Source organism: Thioalkalivibrio halophilus (genome assembly GCF_001995255.1).
Taxonomy (GTDB): Bacteria; Pseudomonadota; Gammaproteobacteria; order Ectothiorhodospirales; family Ectothiorhodospiraceae; genus Thioalkalivibrio; species Thioalkalivibrio halophilus.
The window spans coordinates 34,332-58,551 of sequence record NZ_MUZR01000035.1 but is presented as its reverse complement, the minus strand read 5'-3'; the positions used below and the strand labels follow the sequence as shown (position 1 = coordinate 58,551).

22 protein-coding genes and 1 tRNA gene are annotated in these 24,220 nt (G+C 69.3%); 10 read left to right on the top strand and 13 right to left on the bottom strand.

Annotated elements, in window-relative coordinates; translation table 11 throughout:
- Positions 1–8: 8 nt before the first annotated feature.
- A complete protein-coding gene (locus B1A74_RS09160) occupies positions 9–782 on the bottom strand; it encodes an exodeoxyribonuclease III (protein WP_279625492.1) in 774 nt (257 codons plus the stop codon).
- Between the two features lie 101 nt (positions 783–883).
- Here B1A74_RS09160 and pyrE point away from each other — a divergent pair, with 101 nt between their 5' ends.
- Positions 884–1,519, top strand: coding sequence for an orotate phosphoribosyltransferase (gene pyrE, locus B1A74_RS09155; protein WP_028492026.1), 636 nt, complete (start codon positions 884–886; stop codon positions 1,517–1,519).
- Positions 1,520–1,525: 6 nt separating this feature from the next.
- Here the strand turns inward: pyrE and uvrD are convergent, their stop codons facing one another.
- Entirely contained in the window at positions 1,526–3,721 is a 2,196-nt protein-coding gene (gene uvrD / locus B1A74_RS09150) for a DNA helicase II (RefSeq protein WP_018947199.1), read from the bottom strand.
- Positions 3,722–3,796: 75 nt separating this feature from the next.
- Here uvrD and B1A74_RS09145 point away from each other — a divergent pair, with 75 nt between their 5' ends.
- Entirely contained in the window at positions 3,797–6,631 is a 2,835-nt protein-coding gene (locus tag B1A74_RS09145; protein ID WP_077244447.1) for a 2-oxoglutarate dehydrogenase E1 component, read from the top strand.
- A 35-nt stretch (positions 6,632–6,666) separates the two neighbouring features.
- Positions 6,667–8,007: a 2-oxoglutarate dehydrogenase complex dihydrolipoyllysine-residue succinyltransferase gene (odhB, locus tag B1A74_RS09140; RefSeq protein WP_077244446.1), complete on the top strand. Its 1,341-nt coding sequence runs from the start codon at positions 6,667–6,669 to the stop codon at positions 8,005–8,007.
- Between the two features lie 284 nt (positions 8,008–8,291).
- Here the strand turns inward: odhB and dtd are convergent, their stop codons facing one another.
- Genes dtd through B1A74_RS09125 form a run of 3 tightly spaced genes read right to left on the bottom strand, consistent with a single transcriptional unit; the run spans position 8,292 to position 10,172 of the window.
- Entirely contained in the window at positions 8,292–8,741 is a 450-nt protein-coding gene (dtd, locus tag B1A74_RS09135; RefSeq protein ID WP_077244445.1) for a D-aminoacyl-tRNA deacylase, read from the bottom strand.
- Positions 8,738–9,721, bottom strand: coding sequence for a prolyl aminopeptidase (gene pip / locus B1A74_RS09130; RefSeq protein ID WP_077244444.1), 984 nt, complete (start codon positions 9,719–9,721; stop codon positions 8,738–8,740). Before pip ends, dtd begins: the two co-directional genes overlap by 4 nt.
- A gap of 52 nt (positions 9,722–9,773) precedes the next feature.
- A complete protein-coding gene (locus tag B1A74_RS09125; RefSeq protein WP_077244443.1) occupies positions 9,774–10,172 on the bottom strand; it encodes a hypothetical protein in 399 nt (132 codons plus the stop codon).
- 184 nt (positions 10,173–10,356) lie between these two features.
- Between B1A74_RS09125 and B1A74_RS09120 the strand changes: the two genes are divergently transcribed.
- Genes B1A74_RS09120 through B1A74_RS09110 form a run of 3 tightly spaced genes read left to right on the top strand, consistent with a single transcriptional unit; the run spans position 10,357 to position 13,774 of the window.
- Entirely contained in the window at positions 10,357–11,169 is an 813-nt protein-coding gene (locus B1A74_RS09120) for a tRNA 2-thiocytidine(32) synthetase TtcA (protein ID WP_018947193.1), read from the top strand.
- On the top strand, positions 11,162–12,064 hold the full coding sequence (locus tag B1A74_RS09115) for a lysophospholipid acyltransferase family protein (RefSeq protein WP_077244442.1): 903 nt from the start codon (positions 11,162–11,164) through the stop codon (positions 12,062–12,064). Before B1A74_RS09120 ends, B1A74_RS09115 begins: the two co-directional genes overlap by 8 nt.
- Before the next feature lie 6 nt (positions 12,065–12,070).
- Complete coding sequence (locus B1A74_RS09110) at positions 12,071–13,774, top strand: alpha/beta hydrolase (protein ID WP_077244441.1); 1,704 nt, start codon at positions 12,071–12,073, stop codon at positions 13,772–13,774.
- A 15-nt stretch (positions 13,775–13,789) separates the two neighbouring features.
- Here B1A74_RS09110 and recG read toward each other — a convergent pair whose 3' ends face one another.
- The 7 genes from recG to ispB form a co-directional block, all read right to left on the bottom strand.
- Complete coding sequence (recG, locus tag B1A74_RS09105) at positions 13,790–15,853, bottom strand: ATP-dependent DNA helicase RecG (RefSeq protein ID WP_077244440.1); 2,064 nt, start codon at positions 15,851–15,853, stop codon at positions 13,790–13,792.
- A 25-nt stretch (positions 15,854–15,878) separates the two neighbouring features.
- Positions 15,879–16,268 (bottom strand): RidA family protein, encoded by a 390-nt coding sequence (locus B1A74_RS09100; RefSeq protein WP_018947189.1) that lies wholly within the window; start codon positions 16,266–16,268, stop codon positions 15,879–15,881.
- Between the two features lie 39 nt (positions 16,269–16,307).
- Entirely contained in the window at positions 16,308–18,491 is a 2,184-nt protein-coding gene (spoT, locus tag B1A74_RS09095; protein ID WP_026288994.1) for a bifunctional GTP diphosphokinase/guanosine-3',5'-bis pyrophosphate 3'-pyrophosphohydrolase, read from the bottom strand.
- A 9-nt stretch (positions 18,492–18,500) separates the two neighbouring features.
- The gene (gene rpoZ, locus B1A74_RS09090) at positions 18,501–18,776 is read right to left on the bottom strand and encodes a DNA-directed RNA polymerase subunit omega (protein ID WP_018947187.1); all 276 of its coding nucleotides are present in this window, start codon (positions 18,774–18,776) and stop codon (positions 18,501–18,503) included.
- A 34-nt stretch (positions 18,777–18,810) separates the two neighbouring features.
- Positions 18,811–19,461 (bottom strand): guanylate kinase, encoded by a 651-nt coding sequence (gene gmk / locus B1A74_RS09085; protein ID WP_018947186.1) that lies wholly within the window; start codon positions 19,459–19,461, stop codon positions 18,811–18,813.
- A 67-nt stretch (positions 19,462–19,528) separates the two neighbouring features.
- Positions 19,529–19,605 (bottom strand) — tRNA-Pro (locus B1A74_RS09080).
- Positions 19,606–19,668: 63 nt separating this feature from the next.
- A complete protein-coding gene (ispB, locus tag B1A74_RS09075; protein ID WP_026288993.1) occupies positions 19,669–20,637 on the bottom strand; it encodes an octaprenyl diphosphate synthase in 969 nt (322 codons plus the stop codon).
- Between the two features lie 232 nt (positions 20,638–20,869).
- On the opposite strand from ispB, the gene rplU reads away from it, so the two are divergent.
- The 4 genes from rplU to proB all read left to right on the top strand — a co-directional run bounded on the left by rplU (position 20,870) and on the right by proB (position 23,722).
- Complete coding sequence (rplU, locus tag B1A74_RS09070) at positions 20,870–21,181, top strand: 50S ribosomal protein L21 (RefSeq protein WP_018936343.1); 312 nt, start codon at positions 20,870–20,872, stop codon at positions 21,179–21,181.
- Between the two features lie 34 nt (positions 21,182–21,215).
- A complete protein-coding gene (gene rpmA, locus B1A74_RS09065; RefSeq protein ID WP_018947184.1) occupies positions 21,216–21,476 on the top strand; it encodes a 50S ribosomal protein L27 in 261 nt (86 codons plus the stop codon).
- A gap of 81 nt (positions 21,477–21,557) precedes the next feature.
- Positions 21,558–22,607: an Obg family GTPase CgtA gene (cgtA, locus tag B1A74_RS09060; protein ID WP_077244439.1), complete on the top strand. Its 1,050-nt coding sequence runs from the start codon at positions 21,558–21,560 to the stop codon at positions 22,605–22,607.
- Positions 22,604–23,722: a glutamate 5-kinase gene (gene proB / locus B1A74_RS09055; protein ID WP_018947182.1), complete on the top strand. Its 1,119-nt coding sequence runs from the start codon at positions 22,604–22,606 to the stop codon at positions 23,720–23,722. Before cgtA ends, proB begins: the two co-directional genes overlap by 4 nt.
- A 104-nt stretch (positions 23,723–23,826) precedes the next feature.
- On the opposite strand, the gene rpsT is transcribed toward proB, so the two are convergent.
- Positions 23,827–24,093 carry a 30S ribosomal protein S20 gene (gene rpsT / locus B1A74_RS09050; RefSeq protein WP_024329453.1) on the bottom strand — a complete coding sequence of 89 codons (267 nt, stop codon included), beginning with the start codon at positions 24,091–24,093 and terminating at the stop codon, positions 23,827–23,829.
- Between the last annotated feature and the right edge of the window lie 127 nt (positions 24,094–24,220).

Sequence of the window (24,220 nt, the reverse complement as noted above, 5' to 3'; positions counted from 1 at the left end):
TGCGGCTGTCAGGGCGCGTAGTCATAATCGATCCAGAACGGCGCGTGATCGGAGAAGCGCTGCTCGGTATAGATGAACGGGTCGCGCGCGGTGGCGGCGATGCCCGGCGTGGCGATCTGGTAGTCGATGCGCCAGCCCACGTTCTTCGCCCAGGCCTGACCGCGGTTGGACCACCAGGTGTACTGCCCGGGGCGGTCGTCCAGCCGGCGGAACACATCCACCATGCCGATCTCGTCGAACAGGTGGTCCAGCCACGCCCGTTCCTCGGGCAGAAAGCCCGAGTTCTTGCGGTTGGAACGGTAGTTGGTCAGGTCGATCTCCTTGTGCGCGATGTTCCAGTCGCCGCAGATCACCCATTCGCGCCCGTCCTGCATGCGCTCCGCCAGCCACGGGCGGAAGAAATCGAGAAAGCGCCATTTCGAGTCCTGACGGTGGTCGCCCGAGGAGCCGGACGGCAGGTACAGCGACACCACCGACAGGTTGCCGAAGCGCATCTCCACGTAGCGCCCCTCGTTGTCCGCCTCCTCGAAGCCCAGCCGGGTGATCACCTCGTCCGGCTGCATCCGGCTGTACATGGCCACACCGCTGTAGCCGGGTTTCACCGCGTCCACGTAGGCGCTGTGATAACCGGGCGGATGGAAGGGCTCGCCCTGGATCTGGCGGATCTGGGCCTTGGTCTCCTGGATGCAGACCACGTCGGCTGCCGTGGCGGGCAGCCAGTCGAAGAAGCCCTTGCGGGCGGCGGCACGGATGCCGTTGGCGTTCATGGACATTATGCGCATGGCGCGCAACGATACCCGCGCGCGCGGCCGGCGAAAAGACCCGCCCGGACGCTGTGTCAGAATAGGGGCCGTTTCCCCTCGCAATCGACCATGGAGCCGTCATGACCGCCCACGCCTTCCTCGAATACGCCCTGCAGCGCGACGTCCTGCGGTTCGGCGAGTTTACGCTGAAATCGGGCCGTACCAGCCCCTATTTCTTCAACGCCGGGCTGTTCAACCGCGGCTCCGACCTGGCCCGTCTGGGCGAGTTCTATGCGCAGGCGATCGTGGATTCCGGGATCGACTTCGACCTGATCTTCGGCCCGGCCTACAAGGGCATCCCGCTGGCGGCGGCCGTGGCCGAAGCCCTGTACCGCGACCACGACATGGACCGCCCCTGGGCCTTCAACCGCAAGGAGGCCAAGGACCACGGCGAGGGCGGCAACATCGTGGGCGCCCCGCTGGAGGGTCGTGTGCTGATCGTGGACGACGTGATCACCGCCGGCACCGCCATCCGCGAATCGGTGGACATCATCCGCGCCGCCGGCGCCTCGCCGGTGGGGGTGGCCATCGCCCTGGACCGCGAGGAGCGCGGTGCGGGCGACCGCTCGGCCATCCAGGAGGTGGAGAGTGATCTGGGCATGCAGGTGGTGCGCGTGGCGCGGCTGACCGACCTGGTCACCCTGCTGGAGCAGACCGGCCGCGCGCCGGAACACCTGGATGCCCTGCGCGCCTACCGCGCCGAATACGGCGTCTGAGCCGGGTCAGGCCAGCACGTCCAGTTTGGCGAAGCCGACCACCAGCCACTTGGCGCCGGCGTCGGCGAAGTTGACCTGTACCCGGGCCGAGGACCCCGAGCCTTCGAAGGCCGTGACCAGCCCCTCGCCGAAGCGCGCGTGGTGCACCCGGGTGCCGATCGCCAGGCCCTCCTCGCGGGCCGATTCCGCGCGTGCGTCCATGCCGCTGGTCCGCTGGCGCGCGGCGGCAAAGCGTCCGGCGCCGAACGGCGAGGACTGCGGGCGTAGCACCTCGAGCATGTCTTCCGGGATCTCGTTGAGAAAGCGCGAGGCCGGGTTGGAGGCCTCGCGGCCGTACAGCCGGCGGGTTTCGGCGTGGGTCAGGTACAGCTGGCGTTCGGCCCGGGTCATGCCCACGTAGGCCAGGCGGCGCTCTTCCTCCAGGCGCCCGGGTTCGTCCACCGAGCGGGCGTTGGGAAACAGTCCGTCCTCCAGCCCGGTCAGGAACACCAGGGGGAACTCCAGGCCCTTGGCCGAGTGCAGGGTCATCATCTGGATCGCGTCCTCGTCGGGGTCCGCCGACCCCTCGCCCGACTCCAGCGCGGCGTGTGACAGGAAGTCGGTCAGGCGGTCGCCGGTGGTTTCCTCGTCGCGGATCTCCTCCATGTCGAAGGCCCGCGCCGCACCCACCAGCTCGTCGAGGTTCTCCAGACGGGCCTCGCCGCGTTCGCCCTTTTCCTTCGCGTAGTGCTCGCGCAGCCCGGACAGGGCGATGGCCTGTTCCACCTGTTCCCCCAGCGGCCGCCCGGTCAGGGCTTCGCGGATCTGTTCGACCAGCTGCAGGAAACCCGCCACTGCGTTGCGTGCGCGTCCGGGCAGGGCGTTCGCCTGCACCGCGCGCTGCGCCGCGCGCAGCAACGAGATGTCCTGTTCCGCGGCCACCGCGCGCAGGTCGTCCAGGGTCTTCTCGCCGATCCCGCGCGGCGGCTGGTTGACCGCGCGCAGGAAGGCCGGGTCGTCGTCGCTGTTCCCGGCCAGGCGCAGATAGGCCAGCGCGTCGCGGATCTCCTGGCGCTCGAAGAAGCGCAGCCCGCCGTACACCCGGTACGGCAGGCGCCGCGCGATGAAGGTCTCTTCCAGCACGCGCGACTGCGCGTTGGAACGGTACAGCACCGCACATTCGCGGTGCTGGCCGCCGTCCTCGATGTGCCGGGCGATGGTCTCGGCGATGAAGCGCGCCTCCTCCTGCTCGTTCAGCGCGGTGTACAGCCGCACCGGCGCGCCCTCGAGGTCCTCGGTCCACAGCTCCTTGCCCAGACGGCCGCTGTTGTGGCGGATCAGCGCGTTGGCGGCGTTGAGGATGCTGGCGGTGGAGCGGTAGTTCTGTTCCAGCCGCACCACCTGCGTGCCGGGGTAGTCCTTCTGGAAGTGCTGGATGTTCTCGATCTTCGCCCCGCGCCAGCCGTAGATCGACTGGTCGTCGTCGCCCACCGCGAACACCGGGCTGCCGCCGGCGATCAGCCGCAGCCAGGCGTACTGGATGTCGTTGGTGTCCTGGAACTCGTCCACCAGCACGTGGCGAAAGCGCGTGCGGTAATGCTCCAGCAGCCCCGGGTTGTCGCGCAGCAGTTCCAGCGAGCGCAGCAGCAGCTCGGCGAAATCCACCACCCCGGCGCGTTCGCAGGCCTGCTGATACGCGGTGTAGATACGCACCCACTGCCGTGCGATCGGATCGCCGGTGTCCGGCAGGTGTTCCGGGCGGGAACCCTCGTCCTTGCGCGCGTTGATGTAGCCCTGCGCCTGTTTCGGCGGCCAGTGGGACTCCTCCAGCTCCAGCCCGCGCAGCACGCGCTTGACCATGCGCAGCTGGTCGTCGGAATCCAGGATCTGGAAGCTCTGCGGCAGTCCGGCCTCCTGCCAGTGCTGACGCAGCAGGCGGTGGGCCAGACCGTGGAAGGTCCCCACCCACAGCCCGCTGGCCGGATAGTCCAGCAGTTCCTCGATGCGCCCGCGCATCTCGCTGGCGGCCTTGTTGGTGAAGGTCACCGCCAGCAGTCCGTGCGGGGCGATGCCTTCCACGCCGATCAGCCACGCGATGCGGTGGACCAGCACGCGGGTCTTGCCGGAGCCGGCACCGGCCAGCACCAGAACGGGTTGCGACGGCGCGGCCACGGCCTCGCGCTGCGCCGGATTGAGGCCTTCAAGAAGGGGAGAAACGTCCATGCGCGCATGGTAGCAAACGCGGTACAGTCGAGGTCTGCAGAACTTCGCGCGCACGCCCGACGTCACAGGACCACCATGAACGACATGTCATCCCGCCATCGGCTGGATCAACCGGTTTCCGGACAGGACCCCCACCCGGACAATCTGGCGTTTGCCGAGACGCTGCTGGAGCGTTTCCGCGAGGATCCGTCTTCGGTCCCGGCGGCCTGGGCCGACTATTTCCGGGCCCTGGAGGATGCGGCACCGCAGGCGCGTGCGCCGGCGCGGGGCGAGGAGCGCCGCCGGCATACCGACCGCCCCGACCTCGAGCACGAGCGCCTGCAGATCCGCGTGCTGCAGTTCATCAACGCCTATCGTTACCTCGGGCATTTCGGCGCGCGTCTGGACCCGCTGGAGCGCGAGGCCCCGGTGGCGCCGCGCGAGCTGAGCCGCGAATACCACGGGCTGGAAGGCGTGGGCCCGGACATGACCTTCGACCCCGGCTCGCTGTTCCTCGACGGTCCGGCACCGCTGGACACCATCGAACAGGTCCTGCGCGAGACCTACTGCGCCAGTATCGGCGCGGAATACATGCACATCACGGCCACCGACGAGAAGCGCTGGCTGCAGGAGCGCCTGGAATCGGCGCACGGGCGCTTCGGCTTCGGCGACGACACGCGCCTGGCGATCCTCGAGCGCCTGACCGCTGCCGAGGGTCTGGAGCGTTATCTGCACAAGCGCTACGTGGGCCAGAAGCGTTTCTCGCTGGAGGGCGCGGAGAGCCTGATCCCGCTGCTCAATGCCCTGGTCCAGCGCGGTGGCGCCCGCGGCCTGACCGAGCTCGTGCTGGGCATGGCGCATCGTGGCCGTCTCAACGTGCTGGTGAACCTGCTGGGCAAATCGCCGGGCGAGCTCGCCGACGAGTTCGAAGGGCGCCCGCGCGACGATCGGGGTACCGGTGACGTCAAGTACCACATGGGGTTCTCCTCCGACGTGGAGACCCCCGGCGGGGCGGTGCATCTGGCGCTGGCCTTCAACCCCTCGCATCTGGAGATCGTGACGCCGGTCGTCGAGGGTTCGGTGCGCGCGCGTCAGGTGCGCCTGGGCGACCGCCAGGGCAACCGGGTGATGCCGGTGGTGATCCACGGCGATGCGGCCTTCGCCGGGCAGGGCGTGGTGATGGAAACCCTCAACATGTCGCAGACCCGCGGGTTCTCCACCAAGGGCACCGTGCACGTGGTCGTGAACAACCAGATCGGATTCACTACCAGCACGCTGAAGGATGCGCGTTCGACGCATTACGCGACCGATGTCGCCAAGATGGTGAATGCGCCCATCCTGCACGTGAACGGCGACGACCCCGAGGCGGTGGTCTTCGTCACCCAGATCGCACTGGATTACCGCATGCGGTTCGGCAAGGACGTGGTTATCGACCTGGTCTGCTATCGCCGTCAGGGGCACAACGAGGCCGACGAACCCGCCGCGACCCAGCCGCGCATGTATCACCGCATCCGCGACCTGCCGACTACCCGCGAGCGCTATGCCCGTCAGCTGATCGAGGAAGGCCTGACCGACGCGCAGCAGCAGGAGCAGATCCTCGCCGCCTACCGCGACCGGCTGGATGCCGGCGAGGCGGTGGCCGACTCGCTGCTGCGCGATCGCACCCGCGAGATCCGCGCGGGCGGCACCAACTGGGGCCCGTATCTGCATCAGCCCTGGGATCAGCCGGTCGATACCGGCGTCGACCGCGAGCGTCTGGCGACCGCGCTGGAACACCTGTCGACCCCGCCCGAGGGTTTCGAGCCGCATCCGCGAGTGCACAAGATCCTCGAGGCGAGGCGCCAGATGGCGCGCGGCGAACAGCCGCTGGACTGGGGTGCTGCGGAGACCCTGGCCTACGGCAGCCTGATCCAGGACGGCTATCGCGTGCGCCTGTCCGGACAGGACTCCGGGCGCGGGACCTTTTTCCATCGTCACAGCGTGCTGCACGAACGCAACACCGGCGACACCTACGTCCCGCTGCGCCGCCTGGACCCGGACCATCCGCGCTTCCTGGTCATCGACTCGCTGCTGTCCGAGGAGGCCGTGCTCGCGTTCGAATACGGTTATGCCACCGCGGCCCCCGAGGCGCTGGTGATCTGGGAGGCGCAGTTCGGCGACTTCGTCAACGGCGCTCAGGTGGTGATCGACCAGTTCATCTCCTCCGGCGAGCAGAAATGGGGGCGGCTGTGTGGCCTGACCCTGTTCCTGCCGCACGGCTACGAGGGCCAGGGACCGGAGCATTCCTCCGCGCGGCCCGAGCGCTTCCTGCAGCTGGCGGCGCAGGAGAACATGCAGGTCTGCGTGCCGACCACGCCGGCGCAGATCTTCCATCTGCTGCGCCGGCAGATGGTGCGCCCCTACCGCAAGCCGCTGGTGGTCATGACCCCCAAGAGCCTGCTGCGGCACCGCCAGGCCGTGTCCTCGCTGGAGGACCTCGCCGAAGGACGGTTCGAGACCGTGCTGGACGACCCGGAGGTGACCGATCCGCAGCAGGTCCGTCGGGTCCTGCTGACCAGCGGTCGCATCCACTACGATCTGGTCTCCACCCGCCAGACCGACGAACGCGAGGATGTCGCCGTGGTGCGCCTGGAGCAGTGCTACCCGTTCCCCTGCGACCGCATGCGCGAGGTGCTGGAGCGTTATCCGCAGGCCGAGGAATTCGTCTGGATCCAGGACGAGCCGGAAAACCAGGGCTATCTCGGCTTCGTGTATCCGCGCCTGGCCCCGCTGCTGGCCGAGCGCGGTCATGCCCTGCACGCGGTTGCGCGCCCGCCGGCGGCGGCCCCCGCGGTGGGCTATCCCGAGGTCCATCGTTCCCAGCACGAGGAGCTGCTGGAGCGCGCCTTCGGGCCGCTGAGTACCCGGGATCTCCCGCACCCGACCCCCTGAGTCCGTCCCGCAAAACCGCCGAACAAGGAAGCCCGATGTCCGCCGAGCAGACCCCGATCCAGGTTCCGCAACTCCCCGAATCCGTGGCCGATGCCACCGTGGTCGCCCTGCACAGGAAGCCGGGCGATGCCGTGCGCCGCGACGAACTGATCGCCGAGCTGGAGACCGACAAGGTCGTGCTGGAGGTCAACGCCCCCGCCGACGGAACCCTGGTCGACCTGGCCGTGGCCGAAGGCGACACCGTGCACGCCGATGACGTGCTCGGCCATCTGGGCCCGGCCCCGGCACAGGCCGCGGAAGAAGCGCCGGCGGCCGGGGAGCACGTCGAGCCCGAACCCGACCCCGCCTCGGCCGAGGCCGACGAGGCCGACGCGGGGGACGAAGGCCCCGAGCCCGAACCGGTCGCGGACGCCGGCTCGCCGCCCCCGCCGAGCCCGGCGGTACGCCGCCTGCTGCAGGAGGCCGGCCTGAGCGAGGATCAGGTGCGCGGCACCGGGCCCGATGGCCGTATCCAGCGCGAGGACGTGGAGCGCGCGCAACTGGCGGCGGGTTCCGGGGTCGGGGGCAAGGGCGATGACACGTCTCGTCGCCCGGCGGCCGACGACGCCGGACGCGACAGCGCGCGGGCTGCCGCTGGCGCGGAACCGCCCGCCGGCGGCCCGCGTGCGGCCGGCGAGCGCGGCACCGAGCGGGTGCCCATGAGCCGGCTTCGGGCGCGCATCGCCGAACGCCTGCTGGAGGCCAAGCAGTCCACCGCGATGCTGACCACCTTCAACGAGATCGACATGTCGCAGGCCATGGCCCTGCGCGGGCGCTACAAGGACCGCTTCGAGCAGACCCACGGCATCAAGCTCGGCTTCATGGGGCTGTTCGTGGTGGCCGCGACCCGGGCCCTGCAGCGCTTCCCGGTGATCAATGCCGCCCTCGACGGCGAAGAGATCGTCTACCACCACTACACCGATATCGGCATCGCGGTGTCGTCCCCGCGCGGGCTGGTGGTTCCGGTGCTGCGCGATACCGGCAACGCCTCCATTGCCGACATCGAACGCCGTATCCGCGACTTCGCCGAGCGAGCCGGCAGCGGCAAGCTGGATATCGACGAGCTGCGCGGCGGCACCTTCACCATCACCAACGGCGGGGTGTTTGGCTCGCTGTTCTCCACGCCCATCGTCAACCCGCCGCAGAGCGCGATCCTCGGCATGCACGCGATCCAGGAGCGCCCGGTGGCGGTGGATGGCGAGGTGGTGATCCGGCCGATGATGTACGTCGCCCTGTCCTACGACCACCGTCTGGTCGACGGGGCCGACGCCGTGCAGTTCCTGGTGGCCATCAAGGAGGCCATCGAGGACCCGGCGCGTCTGGTGCTGGACGTCTGAGGGAAACACTGATCAATATACACGCTCGCGCTCGAGTCGCTTTTGCGCGCGAACAAGGCGCGGTGACCGCCGTGCAGTCATTCTGCACAAGGGAGCCGCAACGCCGTGCGCGCACAAAAGCGGCCGAGCCCCTTCGGGGTTGGCACCCCGGGTTCCCCGATCCTGCGTTGCGGCCCTTGCCGGTAGAACCACTACCAGCTGTGCACCGCGCCTTGTCTCGCGGAACCCGGGGTGCCAACGCGAGCGTGTATATTGATCAGTGTTTCCCTGAGTCCGAACGCGGTTCAGCCCCGGGGCCGCGCCTGCAGCCAGAAGGTGACCGGCCCGTCGTTGGTCAGGCTCACCTGCATGTCGGCGCCGAACCGCCCGGTCGCGACCGGTTCGTGGCGCCGCTGCGCCCGCTGCAGCAGGTGGTGGAACAGGGCCTCGCCGCGTTCCGGCAGGGCGGCCGTGGTAAAGCTGGGGCGCATGCCCTTGCCGGTATCCGCCGCCAGGGTGAACTGCGGCACCAGCAGCAGCCCGCCGCCGGTCTCCCCCAGCGAGCGGTTCATGCGCCCTTCCTCGTCCGGGAACACGCGATAGCCCAGCAGGCGGTCGAGCATGCGCTCGACCGCCGATTCGTCGTCGTCCGGTTCCACCCCCACCAGCGCCAGCAGCCCGGTGCCGATCTCGCCGGTGATCTCCCCGGCGACCTCCACCCGCGCCCGGCTGACCCGCTGGATCAGGCTGATCATGCCCGCGCCCTGCCGCTGCCCGGTTCCAGCCCGCCCGCCAGGTGGGTCAGGCGATCGGTGGCGGCGACCAGCGCCCGCGCGATCCCCGGTTCGGCGGCCGAGTGCCCGGCGTCCGGGATGATCTGCAGATCCGCCTCGGGCCACGCCTGCGCGAGCGCCACCGCCTGCTCCACCGGGCACACCACGTCGTAGCGCCCGTGGACGATGAAGCCCGGGATGTCGCGCAGGCGTCGGGCATCGCGCTGCAGCTGGTCGGGTTCCAGGAAGGTGTCGTGGCTGAAGTAGTGGCACTCGATGCGTGCCAGGCTCAGGGCCACCTCCGGGTCCTCGAAGTGGTCGATCACGTCGTCGTTGGGGATCAGGCAGGAGGCATGCCCCTCCCAGGCCGACCACGCCTGCGCGGCCGCCTCGCGCACCGCCGGGTCCGGGTCGGTCAGGCGCCGGTGGTAGGCCGCCACCAGGTCGTCGCGTTCCGCCGCGGGGATGTGATCGCGATAGGCCGCCCAGGCCTCGGGGAACAGGCGGTCGGCCCCCGACTGGTAGAACCACTGGATGTCGCGCGGCCGGCACAGGAAGATCCCGCGCAGCACCAGGCCCAGCACCCGGCCGGGGTGCGTCTGCGCATAGGCCAGCCCCAGGGTGGAGCCCCAGGAGCCGCCGAACACCACCCAGCGCTCGATCCCCAGTTCCTCGCGCAGACGTTCGATGTCGGCCACGGCGTGCCAGGTGGTGTTGGCCTCCAGGCTGGCGTGCGGGGTGGAACGCCCGCAGCCGCGCTGGTCGAACAGCACGATGCGATAGCGCGCCGGATCAAAGAACCGCCGGTGCCACGGTTCGCAGCCGGAGCCGGGGCCGCCGTGCAGGAACACCGCCGGGATGCCCTCCGGGTTGCCGCATTCCTCGTAATACAGGCGGTGGCCGTCGCCGACCTCCAGGGTGCCGGTGGTATGGGGTTCGGTCGGGGGGTAGAACGCGTCCATGGCGAGCCTCGAATAACACCAGCCCCAAGTCTGGCCAAAAACGGCGCGGCTGTCAGTCGTCGTCGATCACCTTCCCGCGATAGACCCGGCGACCCTTCTTCTTTTCGGGTTCGGCGACATCGGTCGTACCCGGGGCGTCCGGTGTCTCCCCCGGCTCTGCGGCCGAACCTCCTTCCTGCGTGGTGTCGGCGTCCGCATCGGCCGCGGGGCGCGGGGACGCCGCCGGGGCGTTCAGATGCCCCCGCAGGGTCATCGCCGCAGCCTGCACCATGCTCGAGCGGCTGCGGCCGGCATAGTCCAGCAGAACCTCCATGAAATCCGGATCGGCGAACGAGAGGCGACCCGCCGCCGGGAACTCGCTGCGCAGGGCACGCTTGAGCTCGCCGGCGAGGGTCAGGGTCTTGCGGTCGTACATGTCGAGGTTCCGCGCGGTGTCCGTCCCGGTGCGCATGCAAGCCCGATGCCACGGCGACCGGTCCCGCTCATGACGGCCGGGTGCCCGATAACCGAGCGCGCGGGTGAATCGAGCTGGTGCAGGAGCCCGCGCGCTCAAGGGCAACCGCACCGCCCCGGTGCATCCCTCGCGGTCGGCGTCGGGGCTTGCGCGGGCCGCGCCCCGTCCCTATGTTGCGGGCATGGAAACACCGTCCGTTCCCCGCTCCATCCGTCGTCTGGCCGGCCAGGCGATCCGTGAGTTCGACATGATCCGCGACGGCGACCGCGTGCTGGTCGGCCTGTCCGGTGGCAAGGACTCGCTGACCCTGCTGTGGCTGCTGCACGAGCTGGCGCGTCGCGCGCCGGTGCATTTCGAGGTGGGCGCGGTGACCATCGACCCGGAGATCGACGGCTTCGACCCGGAGCGCCTGCAGGACTACCTCGGTGGCTACGGGATCCCGTACCACTTCGTCTCCGAGCCGATCGCCGAGCTGGCCGGCGAGCACATGGACAACGACTCCTTCTGCTCGTTCTGCTCGCGCATGAAACGCGGCCTGATGTACCGCACCGCGCGCGAGCACGGTTACAACGTGCTGGCGCTGGGGCAGCACCTGGACGACCTCGCCGAGAGCTTCCTGATGAGCGCGTTCCATGGCGGTCAGCTGCGCACCATGAAGGCCCATTACCGCATCGATGCCGGCGACCTGCGCGTGATCCGGCCGCTGGTCTACGTGCGCGAGCGCCAGACCCGCGACTTTGCCGAGGCGGCCGGACTGCCGGTCATCCTCGACAATTGCCCGGCCTGCTTCTCCATGCCCACCCGGCGCGAGCACATGAAGGCCCTGCTGGCACGCGAGGAGGGCGAGTTTGCCGAACTGTTTCGCAACCTGCGCACCACCCTGCGGCCACTGATGACCGAGGGGGGGATCCCGGGGCCGGATGATGCACCCGATGCCGCCGATGCTTCGCGGGCCGTGGATCCGGTGGCATCCGGGGAAACGGCCGATGGCTGAGCGACGGCAGCTGCGCGACCGCCTGATCGGGGTGATCCTGCGGGTGCTGGGGCGCCTGCCGCTGCGGGTCAACCACGCCCTGGGCGGTGTTCTGGGTACCCTGGTGTGGCTGCTGCCCACGCGCTCCGCACGGCTCACGCGCATCAACCTGGCGCTGTGCTTTCCGGACAAGGACGCGGCCTGGCACCGGCGCACCGCACGCCGTTCGCTGCAGGCCATGGCGCGCTCGCTGACCGAGTCGCCCTGGCTGTGGCGGGCCGGGCCCGAGCGCCTGGCGGGGCTGGCGGAGGCGCCGCCGTGCTACGCCCGGCTGCAGAGCCGAGAGCCCGGCCGTGCGCTGTTCCTGGCCACGCCGCATCTGGGCTCCTGGGAATTCGCCGGCCTGCACGCGGCCATGCACGGGCCGATGGCCTCGCTGTACAGCCCGCTTCCGACCCCCGAGATCGACCGGTGGGTGCGCAAGGCCCGTTCCGCCACCGGGGCGAAGCTGGCGCCGGCCGACCGCTCCGGGCTGCGCATCCTGCAGAAGGCGCGCGATGCCGGCGAGATCATCGGCGTGCTGCCCGACCAGAGCCCGAAGGGGGCGTCGGGCGTGCACGCGCCGTTTTTCGGCCGCCGGGCCCTGACCATGACCCTGCTGCCGCGCCTGCTGCGCGGGCGCGACGACCCTGTGGTGTTCCTGTTCGCCGAGCGCCTGCCGCGCGGGCGCGGCTTCCGCTACCACGAGATCGAGGCCGGCCCCGAGGTCCGCGACCCCGATTTCGTGCGTGCCGCCGCGGCGGTCAACCGCATCGTCGAGGACCTGGTAAGGCGCTGCCCGGAGCAGTACAACTGGGCCTACAAGCGCTTCCACCCACCGCCGCCGGGACATCCCCCGGTGTATGCCCGTCGCTGACGCGTCATGTCGTTCCCTGATTCCGTGGCCCGTCTGACCGCCCGCATCCCGTTGTCCCGCTGGCTGGCGCCGGGCTGGGCGCGGCGCCAGGCCGCCTCGCTGTCGGTGCCCGGGCTGCTGCTGGGCACGCTGTTCTTCGCCGCCTCGCTGTCGCCCAGCCTGATCCCGCGGACCTGGGAGATGCAGGGCATCCTGTCCGGGATCTCCCTGTCGGCGGGCTATCTGCTCGGGGTTTTCCTGCACTGGCTGTGGGCTTACCTCGAGCTGCCGGAGGCGGGCGAACGGGTGCACCGGATCATGGTGATCGTGGCCGCGGCGCTGTGTGCGGTGATCGCCGTCGGGTTCCTGATGCAGGCCGCCCAGTGGCAGAACTCGATCCGCGAGCTGATGGAGATGGACCCGGTGGACAGCGCCCATCCGTTCCGTACGGGCGTGATCGGTCTTGCGGTGTTCGCGGCGGCGCTGGCGGTGGGGCGGCTGTTCCTGCTCAGTTTCCGATTCGTTGCCGTGCGCCTGCGCCGCTTCATCCCGCGGCGGCTGGCGAACGTGACCGGCGTGATCGTAGCGCTGGCACTGTTCTGGGCGGTGATCGACGGGGTGCTGCTGGAATACGGCCTGCGCACCGCCGACAACACTTTCCGCCAGTTCGACGTGCGCATGGAAGCGGACGTGGAGCATCCCGGTGACTCGCAGCTCTCCGGCAGCGAGGAATCGCTCATCCGCTGGGAGGAGCTGGGGCAGCACGGCCGGCGCTACGTCGGCTTCACGCCCGACACCGAACAGATGAGCGAGTTCTTCGGCGAGCCCACGCCGGCCCCGTTGCGGGTATACGTGGGGCTGAACGCCGCGGAGACCATCGAGGAACGCGCCCGCCTGGCCCTGGACGAGCTCAAGCGTACCGATGCCTTCGACCGCTCGGTGCTGGTGCTGGCGACCCCTACCGGGCGCGGCTGGGTGGATCGCGATGCGATGCAGGCGGTGGAGTACCTGCATCGGGGCGACGTGGCCTCGGTGGCGGTGCAGTACTCCTACCTGCCGAGCTGGCTGTCGCTGATGTCGGAGTCGTCCTACGGGCTGGAGACCGCGCAGGCGGTCTTCGCCGAAGTCTATGGCCACTGGCGTGAGCTGCCGGTCGACGAACGCCCCGAGCTGTATCTCTACGGGCTCAGTCTGGGGGCACTGAACTCCGAACGCGCGGCGGATCTCTACGACATCGTCGGCGATCCGTTCTCCGGCGCCCTGTGGAGCGGCCCGCCGTTCCGCTCCGAGGCCTGGCGCGAGATCACCGCGCAGCGCGAGCCGGACTCGCCCGCGTGGCTGCCGCGTTTTCGCGACAGTTCCATCGTGCGGTTCACCAACCAGGATCCGCACCTGGAGATCCCCGGTGCCGAATGGGGGAGCATGCGCATCGTGTACCTGCAGTACGCCAGCGACCCCGTCACCTTCTTCGAGCCCGAGGCCTTTTACCGCCAGCCGGAATGGATGGAAGAACCGCGCGGCCCGGACGTGACCGACAAGCTGCAATGGTACCCGGTGGTGACCATGCTGCAGCTGGCGATCGACGTGGCCGCCGCGGATGATGCCCCGGTGGGCTACGGCCATGTGTATGCCCCGGAACACTATGTCTACGCCTGGCGCCACGTGACGGATCCCGAAGGCTGGTCGGAAGACGAGCTGCAGCGGCTGAAGGACCACCTGGGTGGTGGCTGAGCCGACGGTGTGGCGTCAGCCGACCTGGCCGTAGCGGGTCGCATCCCCCAGCCAGCGATCGATCAGCGCCCCGCCGCGCGGCGGGTCCTGCAGCAGGCCCTCGGCGATCCGGGTGGCGCGTGGCAGAAGGTCCTGATCGCGTGACCAGTCGGCCACGCGGAAGCTGCGGTCGCCGGTCTGGCGCGTGCCCAGCAGTTCCCCCGGGCCGCGCAGCTTCAGGTCCACCTCGGCAATCTCGAAACCGTCGTCGGTGCGGCGCATCGCCTCCAGTCGTTCGCGTGCGGTCTCGCCCAGCGGCGGGCGATACAGCAGCACGCAGGCGCTGGCGGCATTGCCGCGCCCAACCCGTCCGCGCAGCTGGTGCAGCTGCGACAGGCCCATGCGTTCGGCGTTCTCGATGACCATCAGGCTGGCGTTGGGCACGTCCACGCCGACCTCGATCACCGTGGTAGCCACCAGCAGGTCGATCTCGCCGCGCCGGAACCCCTCCATCACCTGATCGCGCTCGCTGCCCTTCATGCGGCCGTGGGCCAGCCCGATGCGCAGCCCCGGCAGGGCCTCGGCCAGGCGCTCGCGGGTGGCCTCGGCGGATTCGGCCTCCAGCTGCTCCGAGTCTTCCACCAGCGGACACACCCAGTAGGCCTGGGTGCCGTCGCCGCAGGCCACGCGGATGCGCTCGATCACCTCGTCGCGGCGCTCGTGGCTGATCAGCGCGGTGCGCACCGGCGTGCGCCCGGGCGGGCGCTCGTCGATGATCGAGGTCTCCAGCCCGGCATACAGGGTCATCGCCAGGGTGCGAGGGATGGGCGTGGCAGTCATGATCAGCTGGTGCGGGGTGCCCCCGTTGCCCTTCTCGCGCAGCGCCATGCGCTGATGCACGCCGAAGCGGTGCTGCTCGTCCACCACCGCCAGGCCCAGCCGGTGGAAGCGCACGTCTTCCTGGAACAGGGCGTGGGTGCCCACCGCGACCGGGCGGTCGCCGCTGGCCAGTTCGTTCAGCAGCTGGCCGCGCTCCCCGCGTGCCTGGCGCCCGCCCAGCCAGGCGATGGGGATGCCCATGGGCTCCAGCCAGGCCGCCAGGTTGCGGGCGTGCTGGCGTGCCAGCAGTTCGGTGGGGGCCATGAACGCGACCTGGTAGCCGGCCTCCACCGCGGCCAGGGCGGCGGCCACCGCCACCAGGGTTTTGCCGGAGCCCACGTCGCCCTGCAGCAGGCGGTTCATCGGCTGCTGGCGGGCGAGATCCGCGCGGATCTCGCCGATCACGCGCTGCTGGGCGCCGGTCAGCGGGAACGGCAGTCCGGCATGCAGGTGTTCCCACAGGTCGCCGGGCGGGTCCAGCGCCGGGGCGTGTTCGTCGGGTTCGGCACGGGCATGCTGCAGGCGCGCTAGCTGGTGCGCGACCAGCTCTTCCAGCGCGAGGCGGGTCTGCGCGGCGGAGCGCCCGTCGATGCCGGGTTCGAGCGCCGGGGCCTGCGCGTTGGGTGGCGGCTGGTGGAGGTCCTGCACGGCCTGCTGCAGCGGCGGCAGGCCTTCACGCTCCAGTTCCGGCAACAGGTCGGGCAGCTGCCGGATGCCAAGCAGGGCCTGGCGCACCAGCTTGCGCAGCAGCGGCTGGGACACACCCTCGGTGACCGGGTAGACCGGGGTCAGGCGCTGTTCCAGCGCCGGCGGGGCGTCCGGATCGACGATCTCGGTCTCCGGGTGCACGCATTCCAGCGCCCCGGGCACGCCGCGCGGTTCACCGAAGGCGCGGACCCGGGTACCGCTCGCCAGGCGTTTCTGCTGCGCGTTGCCGAAATGAAAGAAGCGCAGGGTAATGACGCCCTGACCGTCCCCCAGGGTCACCACCAGCATGCGCCGACGGCGGATCACGACCTCGCTGCGCTCGACCACGCCCTCGAACAGGGCGGCGCGGCCCGGGCGCAGACGGTCCAGCGGGGTGATGCGGGTGCGGTCCTCGAAGCGCAGCGGCAGATGGAACAGCAGATCCCCGCAGACGTGCAGGCCCAGCCGCGCCAGGCGTTCGGCCTGGCGCGGACCCACGCCGGTGAGTTCGGTCAGCGGGGCCTGCAGGTCCATCTGCAGTGCTCCGGGGCGCGGGGCCTCAGCCCCGCGGACACCAGGCGATGGCGTCCATCTCCACCTGTGCCCCCTTGGGCAGGGCGGCCACGCCGATCGCCGCGCGCGCCGGATAAGGCTCGCTGAAGTATTCGCTCATCAGCTCGTTGACCAGCGGGAAATGGGTCAGGTCGACGAGGTAGATGTTGAGCTTGGCGATATCGCCCAGGCGCGCGCCGGCGGCATCCAGCACTGCCGCCAGGTTGTCGAACACCCGGCGGATCTGCGCCTCGATGCCGCCGTCCACCAGGTCCATGGTGGCCGGGTCCAGCGGGATCTGGCCGGAGAGGTACAGGGTGTCGCCGGTGCGCACCGCCTGGGAGTAGGGGCCGATGGCGGCCGGGGCGGCGTCGGTCTGGATTACTTCGCGGGACATGGAACCTCCTGGTTATTCAGCGCCGGGAACCATACCGCGTCAGCCGCGCGGGCGCGAGATCCGCAGCACGTCCGGCAGGCGCCGCAGGCCGCGCATGATCTGCGCCAGGTGCTGGCGGTCGCGCACTGTCAGCTGGAAGGTCATGGCGGTGGAGTGGCCGTCCTGCTCGTTGAACGAGATGTGCTCGATGTTGGAGCCCTGGTCGGCGATGCAGGCAGCCATCTCGGCCAGCGCGCCGCGGCGGTTGGCAGTACGCGTGCGCACCGCAGCGGTGAACTGCAGGCCCGGTTCGTGCGACCACTCGAGGTCGATCCTGCGATCCGGACGTTCGCGGCCCTCGTGCAGGTTGCGGCAGTTTTCGCGATGGACCACCAGGCCGCGCCCGGCGCTCAGCTGACCGATGATTGGATCACCCGGGATGGGATAGCAGCAGCGGCCGTAGTTCAGGACCATGCCCTCGGTCCCGCGGATCGCCAGGGATGCGGTCTCGTGGCCGTCGGTCTCGCCCTCGATCTCGGCCGCCTCGCCGTCCAGGCCCACCAGCTGGCGTGCCACCAGCGAGGCCATGCGATTCCCCAGACCGATCTCGGCCAGCAGATCATCCAGCTCGGTGAGTTTCATGTTGTCCAGGAGCTGGTCCAGCTGTGCCGGGGAGATCCGCGCGAGGCTGGAATCCAGTGCCGCCAGGGATTTTTCCAGCAGGCGGCGGCCAAGGGCCCGCGCCTCGTCCTTCTGCATGGATTTCAGGCAGTGGCGGATGCCGGTGCGGGCCTTGCCGGTGACCACGAACGACAGCCAGGCCGGGTTGGGCCGGGCACCCTGCGCGGTGACGATCTCCACCGTCTGGCCGCTTTGCAGCCGGCTGGAGAGCGGCGCCAGCTGGCGGTCGATCTTGGCGGCCACGCAGCGGTTGCCGACGTCCGAGTGCACGGCATAGGCGAAGTCGATGGGCGTGGCGTTGCGCGGCAGGACCAGGATGTCGCCACCCGGGGTGAAGGTGTAGACCTCGTCGGGGAACAGGTCGACCTTCACGTTTTCCAGGAACTCGATCGAATTGCCCACGCTGTTCTGGATCTCGAGGACATCCTTGAGCCATTCGCGTGCGCGGCTCTGCGCCGTCTGCGCCAGCTCGCCCCCCGACTTGTACTGCCAGTGGGCGGCGATGCCGCTTTCCGCGACACGATCCATCTCGGTGGTGCGGATCTGCACCTCGATCGGGATGCCCTGCGGGCCGAACAGCACGGTGTGCAGTGACTGGTAGCCGTTGGACTTGGGGATCGCGATGTAGTCCTTGAAGCGCCCCGGCACCGGCTTGTACAGGTTGTGGACCACCCCCAGCGAGCGGTAGCAGGTGTCCATGTCGTCGACCACGATGCGGATCGCGAACACGTCGAACACATCTTCGAAGGTGTGCCGCTTCGAGCGCATCTTGCGGTAGATGCTGTACAGCGATTTCTCGCGTCCGGAGATCCGGCCCTCGATGCCCGCGGCCTCCATGCGCGAGCAGATCGCCTGCTCGATGTTGCGCATCGGCTCGCGGCGGTTGCCGCGGGCGTCCTGCATCGCGCGTTCCAGGACCGCGGACCGCCAGGGATGCCTGGCGACAAAGCCGAGGTGTTCCAGCTCGCGGCGCATGGCGTTCATCCCCAGGCGCTGCGCGATGGGGGCGTAGATCTCCAGGGTCTCGTTGGCGATGCGGCGCTTCTTGTCCGGGCGCATCACGCCCAGGGTGCGCATGTTGTGCAGGCGGTCGGCCAGCTTGACCAGGATCACCCGAATGTCGCGGGTGATCGCCAGCATCATCTTGCGGAAGTTCTCCGCCTGCGCCTCGGCCTTGGACTGGAACTGCAGGTGGGTCAGCTTGGAGACCCCGTCGACCAGCTCTGCGACTTCCTCGCCGAACTCGGCGTGGATGCGGTCCTTGCTGGTGGGGGTGTCCTCCATCACGTCATGGAGGATGGCCGCGCAGATCGCGCGGTGGTCCATGCGCATCTCGGCCATGGTGCGGGCCACGGCCAGGGGGTGGTAGATGTACGGCTCGCCGGTCTTGCGCGTCTGGCCCTCGTGGGCCTCGGCGCCGAATAGATACGCGCGATAGATCTCCTCGACCTGCTCGGGCTCCAGGTACGCCTCCAGCTCAGCGCACAGGTCGCTGATCAGGAAACGCGCGGAGCCCGAGGAAGCCGAGGAGACGGCCCCGGGCGCTGAAAGCCCAGCGGCCAAGGGCTCCACCTACCGTTCGTCGGCTTCGAGCTGTTCCAGGTGCCGGATCGTGGAGAAATCCAGCATCTGGTTCTGCGGACGCTCGTCGTGCTCGTCGAACACCTCGGCCCCGACCACGCCCGCTGCGATCTCGCGCAGGGCGATGACCGTTGGCTTGTCGTTGTTCTCGGGCACTCGGGGTTCCTTGCCGTGGGCGATGTGACGCGCGCGACGGGCGGCCATCATCACCAGCTCGAAGCGGTTGTCGACTTTTTCGAGGCAGTCCTCGACGGTTATGCGGGCCATGGTCTTGCTCCGGCTGTTGCGTCTGTTGCGTATGTCAGGCCGATGCCCGGGCACCGGCCAGCAGGTTGTTCAGGGTGTCCGCAGAGCGGATCTCCTGCTCCACCGTGCGCAGCCGGTTGGAGCGGAAGATGCTGGCGAGATCCCGCAGAGCCTGATCAAACTCCGCGTTGACCACGGTGTAGTCGTATTCGCGGTAATGCGTGCAGTCCGACTCGGCATCACGCAGGCGGCGTTCGATCACCTCCTCACTATCCTGACCACGGCCGCGCAGCCGACGTTCCAGTTCGGTGCGCGAAGGCGGCAGGATGAAGACCGAGCGGCAGTCCGGCACCGCGGCGCGGACCTGCCGGGCACCCTGCCAGTCGATCTCCAGGATCACGTCGAAACCGGCGTCCAGGCGTTCGTTCACGCTGGCCAGTGCGGTGCCGTAGAAGTTGTCGAACACCTTGGCGTGTTCCAGCAGCTTGCCGTCCTCGATCATGCCGAGGAAGGTCTCCGCCGAAACGAAATGGTAGTCGATGCCGTCGACCTCGCCCGGGCGCGGCTGACGCGTGGTGTGCGAGACCGAGACCTCGACGTCCTCGACGCTGTCCAGCAATGCGCCGACCAGACTGGTCTTGCCGGCACCCGAAGGTGCGGAAACGATGTACAGCGTGCCACGTGCGGGCCGGGAAGAAACGCTCATGCAGGCATCCGCCGAAGGAAGGACCGGGCGGTGCCGGATGCACCGCCCGACCGGAGAAATCGGGAAATGGTCGGAGTGAAAGGATTCGAACCTTCGACCCCTGCCTCCCGAAGGCAGTGCTCTACCAAGCTGAGCTACACTCCGACGCTGAGCTCGATATTATGCCGTGTTTGTTCGGGGTTGTCCATGCCCCGGGCGAACGCGGTGTCAGTGATCGCGGCCCACGGCGAAGCGGGCGATGTCCGCCAGGGCGCGGCGGTGGGGGGTGTCCGGCAGCCCGGCGATGGCGTCGATCGCCGCGTCGGTTTCGGCCTCCGCCCGCGCCCGGGCGTACTCCAGCGCGCCGGTGGAGTGCATGGCCGCGATCACCGCGTCGGTTTCCTCGCGCCCGCCCTGTTCGATCGCCCGGCGCACCACGGCCTTTTCGGCGTCGCTGCCCTCGCGCAGCACGTGGATCAGCGGCAGGGTCGGCTTGCCCTCGGCGAGGTCGTCGCCCAGCTGCTTGCCGGTCACCTCGGGGTCGGCCGAATAGTCGAGCACATCGTCGATCAGCTGGAACGCGGTGCCCAGGTGCATGCCGTAGCGCGCCAGCGCGGCCTCGTCGGCGGCGTCGCGCTGCGCGAGGATGCCGCCGATCTGGCAGGCCGCCTCGAACAGCTTGGCGGTCTTCGACTGGATCACGTCCATGTAGCGCGCCTCGTCGACATCCGCGTCGTGGCAGTTCATCAGCTGCATCACTTCGCCTTCCGCGATGACGTTGGTCGCGCGCGACAGGATCTCCATCACCCGCATCGAGTCGATCTCGACCATCATCTCGAAGGCGCGGGTGTAGAGGAAGTCACCCACCAGCACGGCGGCCTCGTTGCCGAAGATGTGGTTCGCGGTCTCGTTGCCGCGGCGCATTTCCGAGGCATCCACCACGTCGTCGTGCAGCAGGGTCGCGGTGTGGATGAACTCCACCAGCGCCGCCAGGGTGACGTGCTTGTCGCCCTCGTAACCGCAGGCCCGGGCCGACAGGGTCGCCAGCAACGGCCGCAGTCGCTTGCCGCCACTGTGGATGATGTAGTGTCCGAGCTGGTTGATCAGCACCACGGGGGAGCTGAGCCGGTCGCGGATGCAGGCGTCGACTGCCTGCATGTCGTCGGCAGCGAGCTCTCGGATGGCGTCTATGGACATGCGGTTCGGCAGGCCGGTGAGGGTGGGGTCGGTTTCGGCAGGCCCGCACGCGCGCGCCGCCTCCAGCAAATGAAGAGCCCGGCATGCTAGAAAGGGGGTGGCGGGGTGTCAAGCAATACGGGTGGCCGAAACGTTGACCCCCGGCGGGGGTGCTGCTAGCATTGCCGCCCTTTCGCGAGACCAGTCATCAGCACCTGGTCCATACAGGTCATCGCAACGGAGTCCCAGGGAAATGTACGCGATCATCGCAACAGGTGGTAAACAGTACCGCGTCGCCGAAGGTGACGTGATCCGCATCGAAAAGCTCGACGCCGAAGTCGGTTCCGAGGTCGATTTCGACCAGGTGCTGATGGTGGGTGCGGGTGACGATGTCCGCGTCGGGGCCCCGGTGGTCGATGGCGGCAAGGTCACCGCCAAAGTCGAGGACCACGGCCGCGGCGACAAGGTCCGCATCATCAAATTCCGGCGCCGCAAGCACAGCATGAAGCAGGCGGGCCACCGGCAGCACTACACCACCGTGCGCATCACCGGCATCGCCGGCTGAGCTGCGGCACGACAGTACTCGGGAGAACGAGAACATGGCACACAAGAAGGCAGGCGGCAGTTCCAAGAACGGGCGCGATTCCGAGAGTAAACGCCTTGGCGTCAAGCGGTTTGGCGGCCAGATCGTGAGCGCCGGCAACATCCTCGTGCGTCAGCGCGGTACGCAGTATCATCCCGGCGAGAACGTGGGTTGCGGCAAGGACCACACGCTGTTCGCCAAGGTGGATGGCGAGGTCGTGTTCAAGAAGGGCGGTCGTTTCAACCGCCGTTTCGTGACGGTCCAGCCGCAGCAGTAATCCGGCTGACCGCTACGCGGATCGCCGTAAAGCCCCGTTCTGCGGGGCTTTTTTTGTTTCTATCCCCTCCGGAGGCGAAGGATGCAGTTCATCGACGAGGCGAACATCGTGGTCAGGGCCGGCGATGGCGGTAATGGCTGCGTGAGCTTCCGCCGCGAGAAGTACATCCCCTTCGGCGGGCCGGATGGCGGCGACGGCGGGGACGGAGGTTCGGTGTGGCTGGTCGGGACCGAGCGCCTGAACACCCTGGCCGACTTCCGCTACCAGAAGCGTTTCGACGGGCCGCGCGGGAAAAACGGCATGGGTCAGAACCGCACCGGCGCGTCCGGCGAAGACCTCGAGATCGCGGTGCCGGTGGGCACCGTGGTGCGTGACGCGGAAACCGACGAGCTGCTGGGCGACATCACCGCGGACGGCCAGCGTCTGCTGGTCGCCCAGGGCGGCTATCACGGGCTCGGCAACACCCGCTACAAGAGCTCCACCAACCAGGCCCCGCGCCAGAGCAAGCCGGGCACGCCGGGCGAGCAGCGTCGCCTGCAGCTGGAACTGCGGGTGCTGGCCGACGTGGGGCTGCTGGGGCTGCCGAATGCCGGCAAATCGACCCTGCTGTCGCGCGCGTCGGCCGCGCGTCCGCGGGTGGCCGACTACCCGTTCACCACGCTTTATCCGCAACTGGGCGTGGTCAGCGTGGGGCCCGAGCAGAGCTTCGTGATGGCCGATATACCCGGGCTGATCGAGGGCGCGGCCGAGGGTGCCGGGCTGGGCACCCGCTTCCTCAAGCACCTGGGGCGCACCGAGCTGCTGCTGCACCTGGTGGACGTGGCCCCGCCGGACCCCGAAGCGGACCCGGTCACCGACATGCAGACCGCGCTCACCGAGCTGCAGCGGCACAGCGAAGAACTGGCGGCGCGCCCGCGCTGGCTGGTGCTCAACAAGTGCGAGCTGCTGGACGCGGAGGCGCTGGACGCGCTGGGCGAGCGCATGCAGGCGGCGCCCGGCGGCGACGTGCCGCAGTACCGCATCTCCGCCGCCACCGGCGACGGCGTGGACGGTCTGCTGCAGGCCGTGATGCGCGAAGTCGAGCGCCGGCGTCTCGACCCGGCGGAGGGCGAGCCGGAGGGCGAAGCATGAGCCGCGCCCTGCCGCAGGCGCGGCGCGTGGTGGTGAAGATCGGCAGCGCGCTGATTACCGCCGATGGCACCGGCCTCGACCGCCCGGCCCTGCAGGCCTGGGCCCGGCAGATGGCCGAACTGCGGGAGCAGGGGCTGGAGGTGATCCTGGTGTCCAGCGGGGCGGTGGCCGAAGGCATGTATCGCCTGGGCATGACCGAGCGGCCGCACCAGCTGCATCAGCTGCAGGCCTCGGCCGCGGTCGGTCAGATGGGGCTGGTGCAGGCCTACGAGCAGGAATTCGCGGCGCACGGGCTGCACGCCGCCCAGGTCCTGCTGACGCATGACGACCTGGCCGACCGCGAGCGCTACCTGAATGCGCGTTCGACCATGCAGGCCTTGCTGACCCTCGGCACCATCCCGGTGGTCAACGAGAACGACACCGTGGCCTACGAGGAGATCCGGCTGGGCGACAACGACACCCTGGCGGCGCTGGTCGCCAACCTGGTGGTGGCCGATCTGTTGCTGATCCTGACCGATCAGGAGGGCCTGTTCGACGCCGATCCGCGGCGTGACCCGCAGGCCCGGCGGATCGCCGAAGGCCGCGCCTCCGACGTGACGCTGCAGCAGTTCGTGGCTCCGGAGTTCGGGCGGCTGGGACGCGGCGGCATGGCCACCAAGCTGTACGCCGCGGAGCGTGCCGCGCGTTCCGGTACTCATACCGTGATCGCCTCGGGGCGCGAGGAGCGCGTGATGGCGCGGGTCCTGGCCGGCGAAGACGTGGGGACCTGGCTGCAGCCGGACCGCGAGCCGCTGGCCGCGCGCAAGCGCTGGATCGCCGACCAGCTGCATTCGCGCGGTGTGCTGCATCTCGACGAGGGTGCCGCGCGGGTGCTGCGCGAATCCGGTCGCAGCCTGCTGGCGGTGGGCGTGGCGCGGGTCGAGGGGGAATTCCGCCGCGGCGAGGTGGTGACCTGCGTGGCCCCGGATGGCTCCGGTGTTGCGCGTGGACTGGTCAACTACTCGGCGGCCGAGGTGGAGCGCATCCGCGGTCTGCGTGCCGATCAGATCGAGGCGGAGCTGGGCTATCAGTTCGAGCCGGAGCTGGTGCACCGCGACAACATGGTGCTGCTGTAGCGACACGCGCACGACATACGCACGCAAACGGGCCCGCCCCTTTGCACTGGGGCGGGCCCGTTCGGTCTTCAGGCTGCCGGCCGGGGCCCGCAGGCCCGGGGATCTTACGCCTGCAGGGCGCGGATCCGCTGGTTCAGGCGGCTCTTGTGCCGGGCCGCCTTGTTTTTGTGGATCAGGCCCTTGTTCGCGGTCTTGTCGATGATCGGGACCGCCTGGCTATACGCCTCGCGGGCAGCCTCGACGTCTCCCTGACGCAGCGGCTTGAGGACCGCCTTCATGTACGTACGGAAACGCGACCGCAGCGCCATGTTGTGGGCGCGGTTCTTCATGGACTGACGGGCCCTTTTACGGGCAGAAGCAATATTCGCCAAAACTCTATCCCTCGCGTGATTCGCCGGGTTCTCTGAAAGGCGACAAAGCATACTCGGGGCGCCGGTCAGGGTCAAGCTCGTCTTCGCCTGCAAGCAGGCTCCTACGCGAACCGGCCCCGGTCGCCCC

Excerpts from the sequence above, each read along its gene's own strand:
- B1A74_RS09160 (WP_279625492.1), bottom strand. The coding sequence starts at position 782 with ATGCGCATAATGTCCATGAACGCCAACGGCATCCGTGCCGCCGCCCGC.
- pyrE (WP_028492026.1), top strand. The coding sequence starts at position 884 with ATGACCGCCCACGCCTTCCTCGAATACGCCCTGCAGCGCGACGTCCTG.
- uvrD (WP_018947199.1), bottom strand. The coding sequence starts at position 3,721 with ATGGACGTTTCTCCCCTTCTTGAAGGCCTCAATCCGGCGCAGCGCGAG.
- B1A74_RS09145 (WP_077244447.1), top strand. The coding sequence starts at position 3,797 with ATGAACGACATGTCATCCCGCCATCGGCTGGATCAACCGGTTTCCGGA.
- odhB (WP_077244446.1), top strand. The coding sequence starts at position 6,667 with ATGTCCGCCGAGCAGACCCCGATCCAGGTTCCGCAACTCCCCGAATCC.
- dtd (WP_077244445.1), bottom strand. The coding sequence starts at position 8,741 with ATGATCAGCCTGATCCAGCGGGTCAGCCGGGCGCGGGTGGAGGTCGCC.
- pip (WP_077244444.1), bottom strand. The coding sequence starts at position 9,721 with ATGGACGCGTTCTACCCCCCGACCGAACCCCATACCACCGGCACCCTG.
- B1A74_RS09125 (WP_077244443.1), bottom strand. The coding sequence starts at position 10,172 with ATGCGCACCGGGACGGACACCGCGCGGAACCTCGACATGTACGACCGC.
- B1A74_RS09120 (WP_018947193.1), top strand. The coding sequence starts at position 10,357 with ATGGAAACACCGTCCGTTCCCCGCTCCATCCGTCGTCTGGCCGGCCAG.
- B1A74_RS09115 (WP_077244442.1), top strand. The coding sequence starts at position 11,162 with ATGGCTGAGCGACGGCAGCTGCGCGACCGCCTGATCGGGGTGATCCTG.
- B1A74_RS09110 (WP_077244441.1), top strand. The coding sequence starts at position 12,071 with ATGTCGTTCCCTGATTCCGTGGCCCGTCTGACCGCCCGCATCCCGTTG.
- recG (WP_077244440.1), bottom strand. The coding sequence starts at position 15,853 with ATGGACCTGCAGGCCCCGCTGACCGAACTCACCGGCGTGGGTCCGCGC.
- B1A74_RS09100 (WP_018947189.1), bottom strand. The coding sequence starts at position 16,268 with ATGTCCCGCGAAGTAATCCAGACCGACGCCGCCCCGGCCGCCATCGGC.
- rpoZ (WP_018947187.1), bottom strand. The coding sequence starts at position 18,776 with ATGGCCCGCATAACCGTCGAGGACTGCCTCGAAAAAGTCGACAACCGC.
- gmk (WP_018947186.1), bottom strand. The coding sequence starts at position 19,461 with ATGAGCGTTTCTTCCCGGCCCGCACGTGGCACGCTGTACATCGTTTCC.
- ispB (WP_026288993.1), bottom strand. The coding sequence starts at position 20,637 with ATGTCCATAGACGCCATCCGAGAGCTCGCTGCCGACGACATGCAGGCA.
- rplU (WP_018936343.1), top strand. The coding sequence starts at position 20,870 with ATGTACGCGATCATCGCAACAGGTGGTAAACAGTACCGCGTCGCCGAA.
- rpmA (WP_018947184.1), top strand. The coding sequence starts at position 21,216 with ATGGCACACAAGAAGGCAGGCGGCAGTTCCAAGAACGGGCGCGATTCC.
- cgtA (WP_077244439.1), top strand. The coding sequence starts at position 21,558 with ATGCAGTTCATCGACGAGGCGAACATCGTGGTCAGGGCCGGCGATGGC.
- proB (WP_018947182.1), top strand. The coding sequence starts at position 22,604 with ATGAGCCGCGCCCTGCCGCAGGCGCGGCGCGTGGTGGTGAAGATCGGC.